This is a genomic window from Rhodoferax sp., from assembly GCF_025354435.1.
Lineage (GTDB): Bacteria > Pseudomonadota > Gammaproteobacteria > Burkholderiales > Burkholderiaceae_C > Rhodoferax_B.
In genome coordinates this window covers 1-14,686 of record NZ_JANXMU010000023.1, presented here as the reverse complement: position 1 = coordinate 14,686, position 14,686 = coordinate 1, and the positions used below count along the sequence as shown (strand labels likewise).

Below are 14,686 nucleotides of genomic sequence, written 5' to 3'. Positions count from 1 at the left end.
GCCCAGCCGTCGTCGTCTTCGTTTTTAATGACCCGCGCTGTCCAGACACCGCTGCGCCACAGGCGAGGTTCTTGGAGGGTGTCGGGTTCGGCGGCGGTGTCGAGGTCGGTCACAAAATCGGTCATTGCTTGGGTGTCAGGTAATGTTGTGGATGCCGTCAAAACGGTAAAAAAGAGGAGGCATCAAAAAATCGACAGTCCGGTGCGTGCGGTGAACAGCTCCAGCGCCTGCATGCCCAAGAGCGAATTGCCGGTAGCGTCCAGCGCTGGCGACCATACGCACAGGCTTAAGGTGTCAGGCACCACGGCCACAATGCCGCCGCCTACACCGCTTTTGCAGGGCAGGCCGATGCGGTAGGCGAATTCGCCTGCCGCGTCGTAGGTGCCGCAGGTCAGCATCAGGGCGTTGAGGCGGCGGGCCTGGCTTTCGGTGACGACGGGCGCGCCCGGGCGGTAGGGGTGGTGTCCGTCGCGGCACAGGTAACCGGCGGCGCGGGCCATTTGCTGGCAGCTCATGCGGATGGCGCACTGGTGGAAGTACAGGTCCAGCACGGCGGCGACGTGGTTGTCTAGCTTGCCAAAGCTCTTCATGAAATTGGCGACGGCGTGGTTGCGAAAGCCGGTGTCGGCCTCGGACCGGGCCACCTCGGGGTCGAGGTGTACTGGCTCGTTGCACAGGTCCGACACCAGCTCTAGCAGTGTGCCGATGCTGTCACCGTGCGACAGCAGCCGGTCGGCCACGGCGATGGCACCGGCATTGATGAAGGGGTTGCGCGGCTTGCCTTGCTCGTTTTCCAGTTGCACCAGCGAGTTGAACGGGTTGCCCGAGGGTTCGCGGCCAATGCGCTGCCACAGCGCGTCGCCCAGGTGCTGCATCGCCATGGTCAGCGAAAACAGTTTGGACATGCTCTGGATGGAGAACGGCGTGGCGGTGTCGCCGCTGGCGGCCTCTAGTCCGTCGCGGGTGCGCAGGGCGATGCCGAACTGCTGCGGCGATACCCGGGCCAGCGCCGGGATGTAGCTGGCCACCTGGCCCTGCGCGCCCAGCAGGGGGCGCAGGGCGGCGTTGATATCGTCGAGGATGGCTTGGAAGTTCACACACAGCTCCGCAGAAAGGAGCCCGGATTGTGCTGCATTCTGGTTAGCGCGCAAAAACCAGGGTGCTATTGAATAAATAGCATATAGCGTAGGCAGAATATGCGCTAGAGGTCGATTTTGCTTAAATTCCTAGGGCCGCCTCGATATCCTTTTCCAGGCTTTTCGGCGTATCGGTCGGCGCGTAGCGCTTGAGCACCTGGCCGTCCTTGCCGACCAGAAACTTGGTGAAGTTCCATTTGATGGCTTTGGTGCCCAGCAGGCCGGGGGCTTCGGCGCAGAGCCACTGGTACAGCGGGTCGGCAGCGCTGCCGTTGACTTCGATCTTGGCCATCATCGGGAAGCTCACGCCGTAGTTCAACTGGCAAAAGCTGGCGATTTCGTCGTTGCTGCCCTTGTCCTGCGCGCCAAACTGGTTGCACGGAAAGCCGAGCACCGCCAGGCCCTTGGCGGCGTAGCTTTGGTGCAGCGCTTCCAGCCCGGCAAACTGCGGCGTGAAGCCACAGGCGCTGGCGGTGTTGACGATCAGCAGGGCCTGGCCCTTGAACTGCGACAGGGCAACGGGCTGGCCGTCGATGCCGGTGGCGGTGAAGTCGTAAATAGAGGTGGTCATGCCCATGATTTAAGCAGAAACGGCGTTCAGTCGCTGCGGGCCGCGAGCAATGCCGCCAGCAAAATCAGGGCCGCCCCCACCAGCGTGCGCAGCGACAGGCTGGCGGCACCCAGGGCGACGGACGAGACGCTGGCAAACACCACTTCGGTCAGCATCACGATGGAGGTGGTGCTGGTGGGCAGGCGCGATGCACCGTATTGCAAGCCCATATTGCCCAGAAAAAACGCCACGCCCAGGCCCGCTACCACCAGCAGCGCCCCGCCGTGCTCCCACAACGGGGGTAAGGCCGGTACCACGCCAAACTGGCCGCCCAGGCCCGCCGCCAGCCCGGCCATCAGCACGCCACCGGTAAACATGGCCGCCATGCGCTCGGTGCCGGGCACGGCGTGGAAGCGTTTCAGCAGTACATTGGTCAGCGCAAAGCCCAGGCCGCCCAGTACGGCCAGCAGGTCGGCAATCGACAGCGCCGAGGCCACCATGCCACCCGTGGGCCACAGCACCACCAGCACGCCTGCCACGGCCAGTGCCAGCCGCAGCAGGGCCGCCCGGGTGGGGCGTTCGCCCAGCATGCCCCAGGCCAGCAGCACGGCCCAACCGGGCATCAGGTAGAACAGCAGCACCACCCGCACCACGTCGCCGATGGCCACGGCCCAGTTGAAGCAGACATTGGTCAGGCCGGTGGCGACCAGCAACCACCACAGCGCGGGTTGGCGCAGCCCTTTCCAGGCGCTGGGGCGCATGGCCAGCAGGCCCGCCAGGGCGACGGCGAAAAGCAGGGAGGTGGCCCACAGCGGGTGCAGTCCGACCTGCTGCAACTGGCGAAAAGGCCACCACGACACGCCCCAGATGAAGGCGTTGAGCAGCAGCGCCAGAAACGGCAACAAAGGGGAGGAGCCCACGCGTTCAGTGGGTGTTGTCGGTGCGGGCCAGCATCAAAAGATGCTCGACCTCGTCCTTGTGCTTGATGCAGTTGTTGGCGTGCCAGCGCTGGATCAGCCACATGAACCCGGCAACCACCAAGCCGAAAGCCGTGATGGCACCAAACGACGACATGCCCATGCCGGTGGAGACGCTGTAGAACGCGCCCAGCGCCAGGATGCACAGCTGTTCGTTGAAGTTTTGCACGGCAATCGAGCGACCCGCGCCCATCAGGTTGTGGCCGCGGTGCTGCAGCAAGGCGTTCATCGGCACCACCATGAAACCACCGAGGCCGCCCAGGACGATGAGGAAGGGCACGGCGATCCAGACGTTGTGGATGAAGTTCATCAAGATGACCAGCAGGCCCATCGCCAAGCCCAGCGGGATCACCTTGGTAGCCGTGTCCAACCGCATGCGCATGGAGGCCGCCACGGCACCCACGGCAGTGCCAATCGCCACCACGCCCAGCAGGCTGGTGGATTGGGTGATGCTGTAGCCCAGGGCGGTGGCGCTCCAGGCCAGCACGATGTATTTCAGATTGCCACTGACACCCCAGAACAGGGTGGTGGTGGCCAGGGTGATCTGGCCCAGCTTGTCGTTCCACAGCCGGGAGTTGCAGCGCCAGAAGTCGGGCAGCAGCGCCAGGAAGTTGCGCGGCATGGGGCGCATTTCCACCCCGGTATCGGGAATGCGGGTGTTGAACCACGCGGCCAGGGCGTACACCACAATGAGTACGCTGATGGCGGCCTGGGGCGGGGTGCTGATGCCGGTGTCGATGAACGGAAAGTCAAATGCCAGCAGCTTGGCCGACAGCACCGGGCCTACCAGTTGGCCGCCAAACAGTACGCCCAGAATGATGGAGGCAATCGTCAGCCCCTCGATCCAGCCATTGGCCTTCACCAGTTGCGAGGCGGGCAGCATTTCAGTCAGGATGCCGTATTTGGCGGGGGAGTAGGCGGCGGCACCCAGGCCGACGATGGCCGTGGCCACCAGCGGGTGTGCGCCAAACAGCATCATCCCGCAGCCCACCATCTTGATGGCGTTGCTGGCCAGCATCACCCGGCCTTTGGGGTAGGCATCGGCCAGAGCACCCAGCCAGGGTGCCAGGATGACGTAAAACAATGCAAACATCGGCACCAGTGCCGCTTGCTGCCATTGCGCACCGCCGCTGCCCCGGATCATGGCCACCGACGCTACAAAGAGCGCTTGGTCGGCCAGTGACGAGAAGAACTGGGCCGACATGAGGGTAAAGAAACCGCGCTTCATTAAATTGGGGTAACGGCATCAGCGTGGCTGATGCGGGTTGATTTAAGCCATGTCTCTAAAGAAGTGCGGGTTATATCACGTGGCGGAATGCCAAAATCCCTAATACCCCCGGATTGCCTCCACCTCCGCCCCGCAACCCTGCACCTTTGACCTGAACGGACCCCACCCATGCCCCGTCCCATCCAAGCCACGATCCACACCGATGCCCTGCGGCACAACCTGGCCCGTGCCCGCGCCGCCGCGGGCGATGCACGGGTCTGGGCTGTGGTCAAGGCCAACGCCTACGGCCACGGCATCGAGCGGGCGTTTGAAGGTCTACGCGGAGCCGATGGCTTCGCCCTGCTGGACCTGAACGAGGCCGAGCGCGTGCGCGCCCTGGGCTGGCGTGGCCCGGTACTGTTGCTGGAGGGCGTATTCGAGCAGCGCGACCTAGAGCTGTGTTCGCGCCTGGACCTGTGGCATACGGTGCACTGCGATGCCCAGATCGACATGCTGGCCATCCACAAAACCAACGTACCGCACCGCATCTTCTTGAAGATGAACACGGGCATGAACCGCCTGGGCTTTTCGCCCGAGCGCTACCGCTCCGCCTGGACGCGGCTGAATCTGCTGCCGCAGGTGGACGAGATCTCGCTGATCACCCATTTCAGCGATGCCGACGGCCCGCGCGGCATTGCCGAGGCCATGGCCGTATTCAACGCTGTGACCGCCGACCTGCCTGGTGAACGCAGCGTAGCCAACAGCGCCGCCACCCTGCGCCACACGCCTGGTGGCCCGCTGCAACAGCCCGCGCTGGCCAGCCAGGTGGCGGGCGACTGGGTGCGCCCCGGCATCGCCATTTACGGCAGCGCACCTGACTTTCCGGCCTACAGCGCCGCCGACTGGGGCTTGCAACCCGCCATGACGCTTGCTGCAAAAATAATAGCGACCCAGGATTTGCAGGCGGGCGCTAGCGTCGGATATGGCTCCAGCTTTGTGGCCGATCAGCCCATGCGCATTGGCGTGGTGGCTTGCGGCTATGCCGACGGCTACCCGCGCATTTGCCCCACCGGCACCCCGGTGCTGGTCGACGGCGTACGCACCCGCACTTTGGGCCGCGTCAGCATGGACATGCTGGCGGTCGACCTGACCCCCGTGCCCCAGGCGCACACCGGTAGCCTCGCCACCCTGTGGGGCCGGGCGGCGAATGGCGTGGTGTTGCCAATCGACGAAGTGGCCCGGATGGCAGGCACGGTGGGGTATGAGCTGATGTGTGCGCTGGCGCAGCGGGTGCCGGTGGTGGTGGGCTAAAGCACACCTTCTGCTTTTAGCAGTTGCCACTGAACATACGGCAATGGTTGACTGGACATTAACTGCCAACTGTCGCAACGGCGGAAAAACAATAAAACAGACGGCTATGTAAATCATTTATGCTATGCTGTTAGGCTATAGATGCGTGAATTTTGAAAGAAATTTTCGCGTATTCGCTGAGGATTTATAAGCCAAACTGAAATGATTAACCACCTTAATAATTCACTTGTCAGCGTTATTATCCCTACCATGGCCCTGCATTCGCGGGTTCAGCTTTTACAACGCGCCGTGGCGTCTATTCGCACCTCCTCTCGCCAATTTGTCCAAATTATTGTAGTTGTAAATGGCAATAAATTCGATGAAAAGGTTTGTGCATGGTTAAAGCTGCAACCTGATGTTCATTTTGAATATTGTGCAACACCTTCTTTGCCCGCTGCATTACTGCGCGGACGCGAACTGGTTCACACAGAATTTTTCTCGACGCTAGACGATGATGATGAATATCTGCCAGACGCCACGGATAAAAAAGTCCAGGCTATACAAGCCCACCCTAACGCCGATTTTTTGGCTGGAAATTACTACCGCCACAGTGTAGAGGGGATTGATTCCATAGGTTACAGCTCTTTAAAAGAGGTACCTGCCAACCCCATGAAATGGTTGATGCATTTTAATTGGCTACACAGTGGGAGTGCACTATACCGGTCTGCGGCTATAGGCTTGGAGTATTTCGAAAATATCCATCCCTATGCAGAATGGACTTGGCTGGCATTCAGGCTATCGATTGATCAGAAAAATATTTTGATACTGGATGAACCGGTTTTTCGTTATAACCTCACAGCCGGTTCATTATCTCAATCAGACGCACATTTTAAATCTTACATTCCCCTGTTTAACCGTATGTTGGCGATGTCTCCACCGCGTTCAGTTGCGCGCTTGATTTATAAAAAAATGGGTGCCGCATACCATGATGCCGCCGACACAGCCCTGCAAAAAGGTTTGCGTAAAGAAGCATGGCGCAACCATTTGCAGAGTTTATTAAAAATCGGTGGGTTGCGTTATTTAGGCTTTACCCGCCATTTACTTTGGTAACTTGGACGTATTGCAATCGGCAATACAGACATTAATTAAAAATTAGCTTAATATTTTCTATTACTGATTTAACCATCAAATAGAATTTTCACACCATTTGCTGGTCCCATGGATTGGCGCGCACCCATGTCTACCCGTCGATCGCTTGTTTTTTCCTTTTTAGACCGTTATGCAGGTTTGGTGATTTCCATCATCTCCTCCATGGTAATAGCCCGGATGTTATCGCCCGCAGAAATTGGCGTGTATTCCGTGACTATAGTTTTGCTGATGTTTGTCGCTACCGTGCGGGATATGGGAGCGGGGACTTACCTCATCCAAGAAAAAAACCTGACGACCGATCGAATTCGCGCTGTATGGGCGGTACAGCTGGGTTTGGGTGTGGGTTTAGCGCTTGTCGTGCTATTGGCTAGTTATCCAGTTGCTTTATTTTATAAAGAGCCCCGGATGCGCGACATCATGCTGGTAATCGCTGTTAATTACGTGGTGAATCCCTTTGGCTCCCTCACCTATGCGTGGCTCATGCGGGAAATGCGCTTCGAGAGTCTTGCGCTTATGCGCTTTTTGTCTTCTTTGTGTGGGGCTATTGTGTCGATTTGGCTTGCGTGGCTGGGTTTTGGCCCGATCAGTTTAGCTTTGGGATCGCTGATGGCGGCCGTGGCGAATGCGCTTCTGGCGATTTACTTCAGGCCTGCGTCATTTCCATGGCTTCCCGGCGTGCGAGAAATAAAGACAGTGCTGTCTTTTGGCTCCAAACTGATGAGTGGTTCTATCTTTGGCGTTCTTGCCGCCAATGCGCCCGAGCTGCTCATTGGGAAATTGCAGAGTTTGACTGCAGCTGGGTTTTATTCGCGCTCGAGTGGCTTGGTTCAGATGTTCAATCGTATGGTGGTAGATGCGGTGAGTTCGGTGTGTTTGCCTTGGTTTTCAAAGCAGGCCCGTGAACAAGGCGAATTTTCTGGCCCTTTTATCAAGGCCACGGCCTATATCACCGCCCTTGGCTGGACATTTTGTGTGGGCGTTATTTGTTTGGCGCAGCCCGTTATACGTGTGTTGTACGGTTCCCAGTGGGACCAGTCGGTAGATATGACCCGGTTGCTGGCCGTGGCCACGGCGTTTGGTGTGCCGGCCTCTTTGTGCAACATTGCTTTTTTATCTTCGGGAGCGGTATCCATTATCGCCAGGCTCACTATTTTTAATGCCTGCCAGACCATATTTTTTGTAGCTTTAGGTGCTTCTCAAGGTTTTACACAACTTGGTTTATCGATTATCGTGGCGGCTGCGATAAGTTCTATTTTTTCGTTACGCCAAGTGGTTAAGCATATTGGCATTCCCTTGAAACAACTGCTGGCAAGTTTTGCTAATAGTGCTTTGGTTGCCCTGCTGGCGGGCATGGGGCCACTTGCTGCGCTGTGGGCGTATGGCCCCTACCCTGAGGTTATTTTTATGCCCTTGTGTGTTGGCATAGTTACTGGGGCACTGGGATTTGTGGTGGGGGTGTTTTGGGTTAAACATCCTTTACAAGAAGAACTGACACCGCTATGGTTGAAACTTAAATCACGCTTCACATAACTTGAAATCAGATGGATATACAGGCTAAACCTAAAGTAGGCTGGGTTCTTGCTATCGACCGCGACAATGTGGCCACGCGTCTGCAAGGATATTTGATCCATGAGTATCTGCTGCGTAATGGCGTCGCCAGCGCCGTGGTTGCTAAAAATTCGCAGCGTATCCGGTACGTTTTCGAGAAAAAATTTATACAAATAGCTCGGAAATTAAAACGTGAAAAATTCACCCACGTCGTTTTTGAAAATCCAGAGTGGGCGATGTTTCAGCTTGCAAGAATATTCAAGATGGGGGGTGGAATCTCTATTTGTGTACGCTGCGACAATGTACCTGGTCTATATGACGCGTATTTTGACTCCACCATTTTTCCAACTGAAACACTGGCAAACTCATTGGCGGTTCAGCGCAGAAACATCATTCCTGATTCGGTAGAAGTGTCTGCGGATGTATACAAAAAAAGCTATGTGTCCGGCGAAAAAATCCAAGTTGTTTGGGTGGGTCACCAAGGCTATAAAAAGTATTTAACCCAACTGGTAAAAACGCTCCAAGAGCATGACTTTATCCGTAATAAATTTACGTTTACATTGGTTTCCAAAGGCGCCTTTGCTACCAAACAATGGTCTGAAGCAACTGTGTTTTCTGATATTTTGGAGGCGGATATTGCGCTGATTCCCATTCCAGAAGGAAAAATGTTTGTTACCAAATCCAGTAACCGCTTGGCAATGATGATGGCTTTAGGTATGCCCATTATTGCATCGCGCATTCCATCCTATCTTGAGGTAGGTGTGCATAAACAAAATTTAGTATTTATCAATGAAGAAAATAGTATTGTACTGGCACTGCAGTCGCTGCAGGACGAGGAATACCGTGCTGCGTTAGGGCTTCGTGCACGTACCGACGTAGGCAGTTTATTTTCTATTGAAACAATAGGTGCACTGTGGAAAAAAGCAATTCTTACAACCAAAGATGCTACCGAAAAAATGCCCGCGGCCTCGACTCGCTTAGCACTATTAAATTTATTTTTTAAAATAATGTAACGTTAGTATTAAATTTTGGTCCGAGACATGCAGATACTACGTATTACACAATACTTTGGATAGTGCGTATTACTTTTTTAATGCCTTTTTGTATAAATCTTCTTTTCATATGCACAGAATAACTGTCGTACAAAGGGTTTAGGGCTTGCACTTTTTGCCAATTATTAGGCCAAAATTCGGTATTGCTGATGGGCGCTCCCGGTCGGAACGGGCCTTCTTTCGGGACTATTACCACTTTATCGGGGAAGTATTAAGCCAACCACCCCACCAGCTGAAGCTGGATGGCGCACATATAAAATCTCGGCATTGGGTTTGAAGGTAGAGATCTTCATGGGCCTCATTATTTTCAATATAAGTTGCCATTACATTCATATTTTCAAAAATAATTTTAGCGGCAGCAATGTCATCAGAAAAAACAATAACATTGTTATTTCTGGGTATAAATTCTAGTGCTTTTTTATAGTACTTTGAACGTGCCACATAATATAAGTTTGAATAATCTGTGGTGAAATCTCCAAGACGTATGTGAACCCCTACGCTGTTGGAAAAATCAATGTGCGCATATTTTTTTCGCACCCTGGATATTTTTTCTTCTTTGAATAAATACCAATTCTGTACGACTTTAAGATTCAGATATTTATGTGATTGAAAGTACCCTTGAATATCCGTTTTATCTTTGATATTTAACGCGGAATTATTAAAACCAGGTTTCTCGTAAGGCTCATGGTATTCATAACTTGCTTTGGTGCAGCTGGTCGACCTTTCATGCCCATCGTTCAGATCAAATAGTACATCTCCCGTCCACGTCGGGCAATAAAATGAAACGCCTAATCGCTGTGCCGTTGTACGCAGAAAAGCATACTGAAATAAATGATTTCCAAGCCGACTCCGGGCTCCAAGTGTTGAAAATGTAATAATTTTATTTTATAATAATATATTTAATAAATAATGTATTTTAGAAGCAATACTGTTCAAGACGCATTTTAATGCAAGTAACTAATTTCCAGCAGTCGACGTACTGTGTAATTTGACCGTGCTATCGGTGGTGTTTGTGCACTACCAGAACCATTGTCCGGGCTCAATTTACGATTAATCAGTAACACAGCTCAGTCGGGTGTTAAGGTTTGTATTTATGGATACCTGTTGAACGCCACCCCACTGCCATCGCTCATCAGTTTTCCCAATATAGCGATTTTTTTGATGCTGTTGGTAGAGATCGTGTTCTATCGATGGATGCCAAGCTGCTGGTGTATGGCCCTTTATTCATTGGCGGAATGGTGTTTCACCTCAACCAATGACTGGCCATAAAAACTCGCATGCCGACATTGGGCCTTCATTTCTGCGGGCAATTGCCAGCCCATTGATGGGCGGTGTGGCAATGGCGGTGTTTTGCGGATGGTCTTGGCCTTTGTGGGTGCAGCTGCTGTGCATGGCTTCTCCAGTCACTATGTGGCTGGGCGGTATTTTCTACGCGCTGTACCGGGTCTATCGCAATGTGGTTCAAGCGGTGCTGTTTAAGCGATAAGCACCGGGTTTTGATAACCGCGCCGCTTTGGTGCTGGTACTTTGCGTGGCGCTGGCGAGTGGACTTACCTATTGGCTAGAACTGGCTGTTTTGCGGAGGCTGCGCGGGTGGATTTAACCGCGCTATGCCGCTCCACAATCCAACCACAGCCGTTCGTACGGGCCTAGCGTCAATCCGTTCAGCAAGGCGCGGGTCTGCCCCGTCAACAAGTCCACTGCAGAAGCAGGCTGGGCGCTGAACACTTCTGCGGGACAGTCTTGCGGCTGCTCGCTGAAGCTGGCCAGTACCAGCACATGCGCGCCTGGGGTGCCACGCAGATAGCCCAGCACGCTGGGGTTGCCTGCGCGAAAGCCGGTGAGCTGGCCCCCTGCAAATTCTTCCAGCGACGCACGCACCTCCACCATGCGGCGCAGGCCCTGGTAGATCTGGCCCGGCACGGTGGTTTTCTTGTGGCGCTGGGCGTACAGGCTGGCCACGCGGGCCGGGCGGTGCACCCAGCGGCTGTCTTCGGCTTTGGTGGGGTCGTTCAGGTAACTGGGGTCGTTGGGCGTGCCGACCTCGTCGCCCAGGTAGATCAACGGCATGCCGCCGGTGCTCAGGGCCACGCTGTGCAGCAGCAGGATGCGCGCAGCGGCCAGCGGGTCGCCCTGCTCCACCCCGGCCAGGGACGCGCAGGTGCCGCTGATGCGGCAGTCGCCGGTAGAGGGGTTGTCCTGGAACGGCACGCCGCGCGCAAAGCTGCCTTCAAAGCGGTTCACATAGAAACGGTTCAGAAACTGCCGGTGCGCAAAGCCGTGGATGCCGAGCTGGATGGCGTCTTCGTCGGCAAAGGTCCAGCCGATGTCGTCGTGGCTGCGCACGTAATTCACCCAACTGGTGTCGGGGTCGAGGTTGTGGCGCTGCTCCAGCGCCTGTTGCAGCAAATTCACCTCGCGCGTGGCCAGGCTGTTCCACAGCAAGGCCATTTGCAGCGGGTTGTACGACAGCTGGCATTCCTCGGGCGAGATGTACTTGACCACATCGTCCGGGTGCACGATGGCCTCGCTCTTGAACAGCATGCTCGGCGCGGCAATGCGCACCAGGGCGCTGAAGGCGCGGATCACGGTGTGCGCCTCGGGCAGGTTTTCGCATACCGTGCCCAAACGCTTCCACACAAAGGCCACCGCGTCCATGCGCAAAATCTCGGTGCCCAGGTTGGCAATCGCCAGCATCTCGCCCGCCATGGCGGTAAACACCGCGGGGTTGCTGTAGTTCAAGTCCCATTGGAAGCTGTTGAAGGTGGTCCAGACCCAGCGGCCATCGGGCAACTGTGAGAACGCGCCGGGGTGCTGGTCGGGGAAGATCTCGCGCACGGTTTTGTCGTACGCGTCGGGCAGGGTGCGGTCGGGGAACAGGTAGTAAAAGTCGGCGTACTGTGGGTCGCCTGCCACCGCACCGGTGGCCCAGGCGTGCTCGTCCGAGGTGTGGTTGAAGATGAAGTCCAGCACCAGGCTGATGCCCTCGGCACGCAGCGCGGCGGCCAGGTTTTGCAGGTCCTCCATCTTGCCCAGGGCTGGGTTCACCTCGCGGTAGCTGCTGACCGCGTAGCCGCCGTCGCTGTTGCCGTCCGGGCATTTGAACAGCGGCATCAGGTGCAAATACGTCAGGCCCAGCTCCTTGAAGTAGGGAATCTGCTTTTGCAGGCCTTTGAGGTTGCCCGCGTACAGGTCCACGTAGCACACGCCACCCAGCATTTTTTGCGACTGGAACCAGCGCGGGTTTTTCTCGCGCTGCAGGTCCAGCGCCTGCAAATCCACAGGGCGGGCGTTCCAGGCATCGAAGGCCTTGGACAACAGGTCCACCAGAAAGTCCAGAAAGTCAGGTCGCGCGCCGTACAACGGGGCCAGCTCTTTCACCAGCTGCGGGAAGTGCGTGTTCAGCCGGGCTTCGAACGCCTTCCAGGCCTTGCGGGCGGCCTTGGCCTCTGGGCGGGCTTTGAGGGCGGCGGCGACGTGCTGGTGGGCGAGTTGGGTTTGGTGTGCGACGGAAAGCATGGTGCGGCCAGTGGGTGGGTAAATCGGGCTGAATGGAAGTTGCAGCGAGTGTAGGGGAAACCGCCATTCAAAGCGCTTTGAGGCAGACAGATTGGAAGCCGGAATGGCCTGCCGATGGCACAGGGAAAACACCAATGCCGCTGCCGCCCGGCGCCAGGCTTGCTGCCGACACAGAATTTATATAAAAAGTGCCTTTAGCGTAGATACTACCTACACAAGTAGCTATGACAAGCATAGCAATTGCATATCGGCTACCGCGCAGCGCGCTTCTATACTTTGGCGCATGTTTGCACTCCCCCGCACCGCCACCGCGCCGTTTTGCCCGTCCGAAGTCAAAGGCAGCGTGGCCGTCGCCCCTGGCCTGCCGTTCCACAAAAAACTGCTGCGCTACGCCGGACCGGGCCTGCTGGTGTCGGTGGGCTACATGGACCCCGGCAACTGGGCCACCGACATCGAAGCCGGTTCGCGCTTTGGCTACGGCCTGCTGTTTGTGGTGCTGCTGGCCAGCCTGGCGGCGATGCTGCTGCAGACCCTGTGCGTGCGGCTGGGCATCGTGGCGCAAAAAGACCTGGCCCGCCTGTGCCGTGAACAGTATTCGCCTGCGGTGAACCGCTTTCTCTGGCTGGGGGCCGAGCTGGCCATCGTCGCCTGCGATCTGGCCGAGGTACTGGGCAGCGCGCTGGCCCTGCACCTGCTGCTGGGCGTGTCGGTGCCGGTGGGCATTGCCATCACCGCGTTTGACACCGTGCTGGTGCTGGGCCTGCAGGGCGCGGGCTTTCGGCGGGTGGAGGCGATTGTGCTGGGCCTGGTGGCCACCATCGCAGGCTGTTTTGTGGCCGAACTGGCGCTGTCGCAGCCGGTGTGGGCGGACGTGGCCATCGGCTTCGTGCCCAGCCTGCAGCGCCTGCAACAGCCCGGCGCGCTGTACCTGGCCATCGGCATCGTCGGTGCCACGGTAATGCCGCACAACCTCTACCTGCACACCTCCATCGTGCAAACCCGCCGCATCGCGCCCACCGAGGCCGGGCGGCGCGAGGCCGTGCGCTGGTGCACGCTGGACGCGCTGGTGTCGCTGTCGCTGGCCTTGCTGGTCAACGCCGCCATCCTGGTTCTGGCCGCCAGCGCCTTCAACACCAGTGGCCACCGCGAGGTCAGCGATATTGCCGATGCCTACCACCTGATCGAACCCGTGGTGGGCAGCGCATTGGCCGCCAGCCTGTTTGCCATCGCGTTGCTGGCCTCGGGCCAAAGCTCCACCTTCACCGGCACCATCGCGGGCCAGATCGTGATGGAAGGATTCTTGGACCTGAAAATCCCCTGCTGGCAGCGCCGCCTGCTGACCCGTGCCCTGGCCCTGGTGCCCGCCTTCCTCGGCGTGTGGTGGCTGGGCGACGCGGGCATTGGCAAGCTGCTGGTGCTGAGCCAGGTGGTGCTCAGCTTCCAGCTGCCCTTTGCCATCTGGCCGCTGGTGCGCTTCACCAGCAGCCGCCCGCTGATGGGCGCGTACGCCAACGGCCCGGTGCTGAAGCTGTGCGCCTGGGGCGTGTTTGGCGTGGTCAGCGTGGCGAATGTGTGGCTGGTGGCGCAGGTGTTTGCGTAGCCGGTGGCGGCCTGTGCACCTTGCCCGCCACCGGGCTGCGAAACGCGCGTGCCGTCGCGCCCCAGTCCAACGTGATCGGCAGCATGCCTGCATCCGCCTCGATGGGTGCTAGCGAAAATTGTGGTGGTTGGATGCCATGAGGCCGTCGCTCATCGCGCCGGTAGCTGACATCTCGCCTCTATCGGCTGGGGATGGGAATTTGGATAACCGGTAAGAGCGGAGGCTGCTTTTTAACTGTTATGTAACATTTAGTTTCAGTGCGGTTACATTCTCTGAATGAATTTAATCTTATGGTGCCTACTGGCCTTGGCCTTCTTCGTTTTCTTAATTGGTGCCAACATCTCCTATTGGAAATTGAGCAAAAAAGAGCGAAAAGAGTTTGAAGCTGAACTACGCGAATGGTGATTTCAGTTTATGCACGCTGGATACGTATTGCGAAGTTGATCGGGCGCGTGCTCTTTAAGCCACGAGTGTCCAAGGAGCACCATCAGTTTGGCTTGCTCCGCATGGACGGGTGTTGTCCTGGTCAAGTTATTTCGGACACATCGATAGGTTGATTGATTGCCGATTTCTGCTCGAAGGCATTGGGTGGCAAGTTGCCCAGTGTGGAGTGCAGCCGCACACTGTTGTAGAAGCCGACGATGTAGTCGGCAATGTC

At 56.8% G+C, this 14,686-nt stretch carries 11 protein-coding genes; 5 read left to right on the top strand and 6 right to left on the bottom strand.

Annotated elements, in window-relative coordinates; genetic code table 11:
* Positions 1-182 precede the first annotated feature (182 nt).
* From Q0T48_RS05625 to lplT, 4 genes are all read right to left on the bottom strand, one after another.
* Positions 183-1,097, bottom strand: coding sequence for a glutaminase (locus tag Q0T48_RS05625; protein WP_295953601.1), 915 nt, complete (start codon positions 1,095-1,097; stop codon positions 183-185).
* Positions 1,098-1,218: 121 nt separating this feature from the next.
* Positions 1,219-1,707: a glutathione peroxidase gene (locus Q0T48_RS05620; protein ID WP_295953599.1), complete on the bottom strand. Its 489-nt coding sequence runs from the start codon at positions 1,705-1,707 to the stop codon at positions 1,219-1,221.
* A gap of 26 nt (positions 1,708-1,733) precedes the next feature.
* Positions 1,734-2,606, bottom strand: a complete 873-nt coding sequence (locus tag Q0T48_RS05615; protein ID WP_295953597.1) for a DMT family transporter — start codon at positions 2,604-2,606, stop codon at positions 1,734-1,736.
* Between the two features lie 4 nt (positions 2,607-2,610).
* Positions 2,611-3,891 (bottom strand): lysophospholipid transporter LplT, encoded by a 1,281-nt coding sequence (lplT, locus tag Q0T48_RS05610; protein WP_295953594.1) that lies wholly within the window; start codon positions 3,889-3,891, stop codon positions 2,611-2,613.
* A 168-nt stretch (positions 3,892-4,059) separates the two neighbouring features.
* On the opposite strand from lplT, the gene alr reads away from it, so the two are divergent.
* The 4 genes from alr to Q0T48_RS05590 all read left to right on the top strand — a co-directional run bounded on the left by alr (position 4,060) and on the right by Q0T48_RS05590 (position 8,870).
* Positions 4,060-5,181, top strand: a complete 1,122-nt coding sequence (gene alr, locus Q0T48_RS05605) for an alanine racemase (protein ID WP_295953590.1) — start codon at positions 4,060-4,062, stop codon at positions 5,179-5,181.
* Positions 5,182-5,382: 201 nt separating this feature from the next.
* Positions 5,383-6,270, top strand: coding sequence for a glycosyltransferase family 2 protein (locus tag Q0T48_RS05600; protein ID WP_295953588.1), 888 nt, complete (start codon positions 5,383-5,385; stop codon positions 6,268-6,270).
* 126 nt (positions 6,271-6,396) lie between these two features.
* The gene (locus Q0T48_RS05595; protein ID WP_295953584.1) at positions 6,397-7,839 is read left to right on the top strand and encodes a lipopolysaccharide biosynthesis protein; all 1,443 of its coding nucleotides are present in this window, start codon (positions 6,397-6,399) and stop codon (positions 7,837-7,839) included.
* 11 nt (positions 7,840-7,850) lie between these two features.
* Positions 7,851-8,870 (top strand): hypothetical protein, encoded by a 1,020-nt coding sequence (locus Q0T48_RS05590; protein ID WP_295953581.1) that lies wholly within the window; start codon positions 7,851-7,853, stop codon positions 8,868-8,870.
* Between the two features lie 228 nt (positions 8,871-9,098).
* Here Q0T48_RS05590 and Q0T48_RS05585 read toward each other — a convergent pair whose 3' ends face one another.
* Together Q0T48_RS05585 and Q0T48_RS05580 are read right to left on the bottom strand one after the other, a co-directional pair.
* On the bottom strand, positions 9,099-9,785 hold the full coding sequence (locus Q0T48_RS05585; protein WP_295953604.1) for an alpha-1,2-fucosyltransferase: 687 nt from the start codon (positions 9,783-9,785) through the stop codon (positions 9,099-9,101).
* A gap of 732 nt (positions 9,786-10,517) precedes the next feature.
* Positions 10,518-12,428 (bottom strand): alpha-amylase family glycosyl hydrolase, encoded by a 1,911-nt coding sequence (locus Q0T48_RS05580; RefSeq protein WP_295953578.1) that lies wholly within the window; start codon positions 12,426-12,428, stop codon positions 10,518-10,520.
* 283 nt (positions 12,429-12,711) lie between these two features.
* On the opposite strand from Q0T48_RS05580, the gene Q0T48_RS05575 reads away from it, so the two are divergent.
* Positions 12,712-14,028 carry an Nramp family divalent metal transporter gene (locus tag Q0T48_RS05575; protein ID WP_295953575.1) on the top strand — a complete coding sequence of 439 codons (1,317 nt, stop codon included), beginning with the start codon at positions 12,712-12,714 and terminating at the stop codon, positions 14,026-14,028.
* The last annotated feature ends 658 nt before the right edge of the window (positions 14,029-14,686 follow it).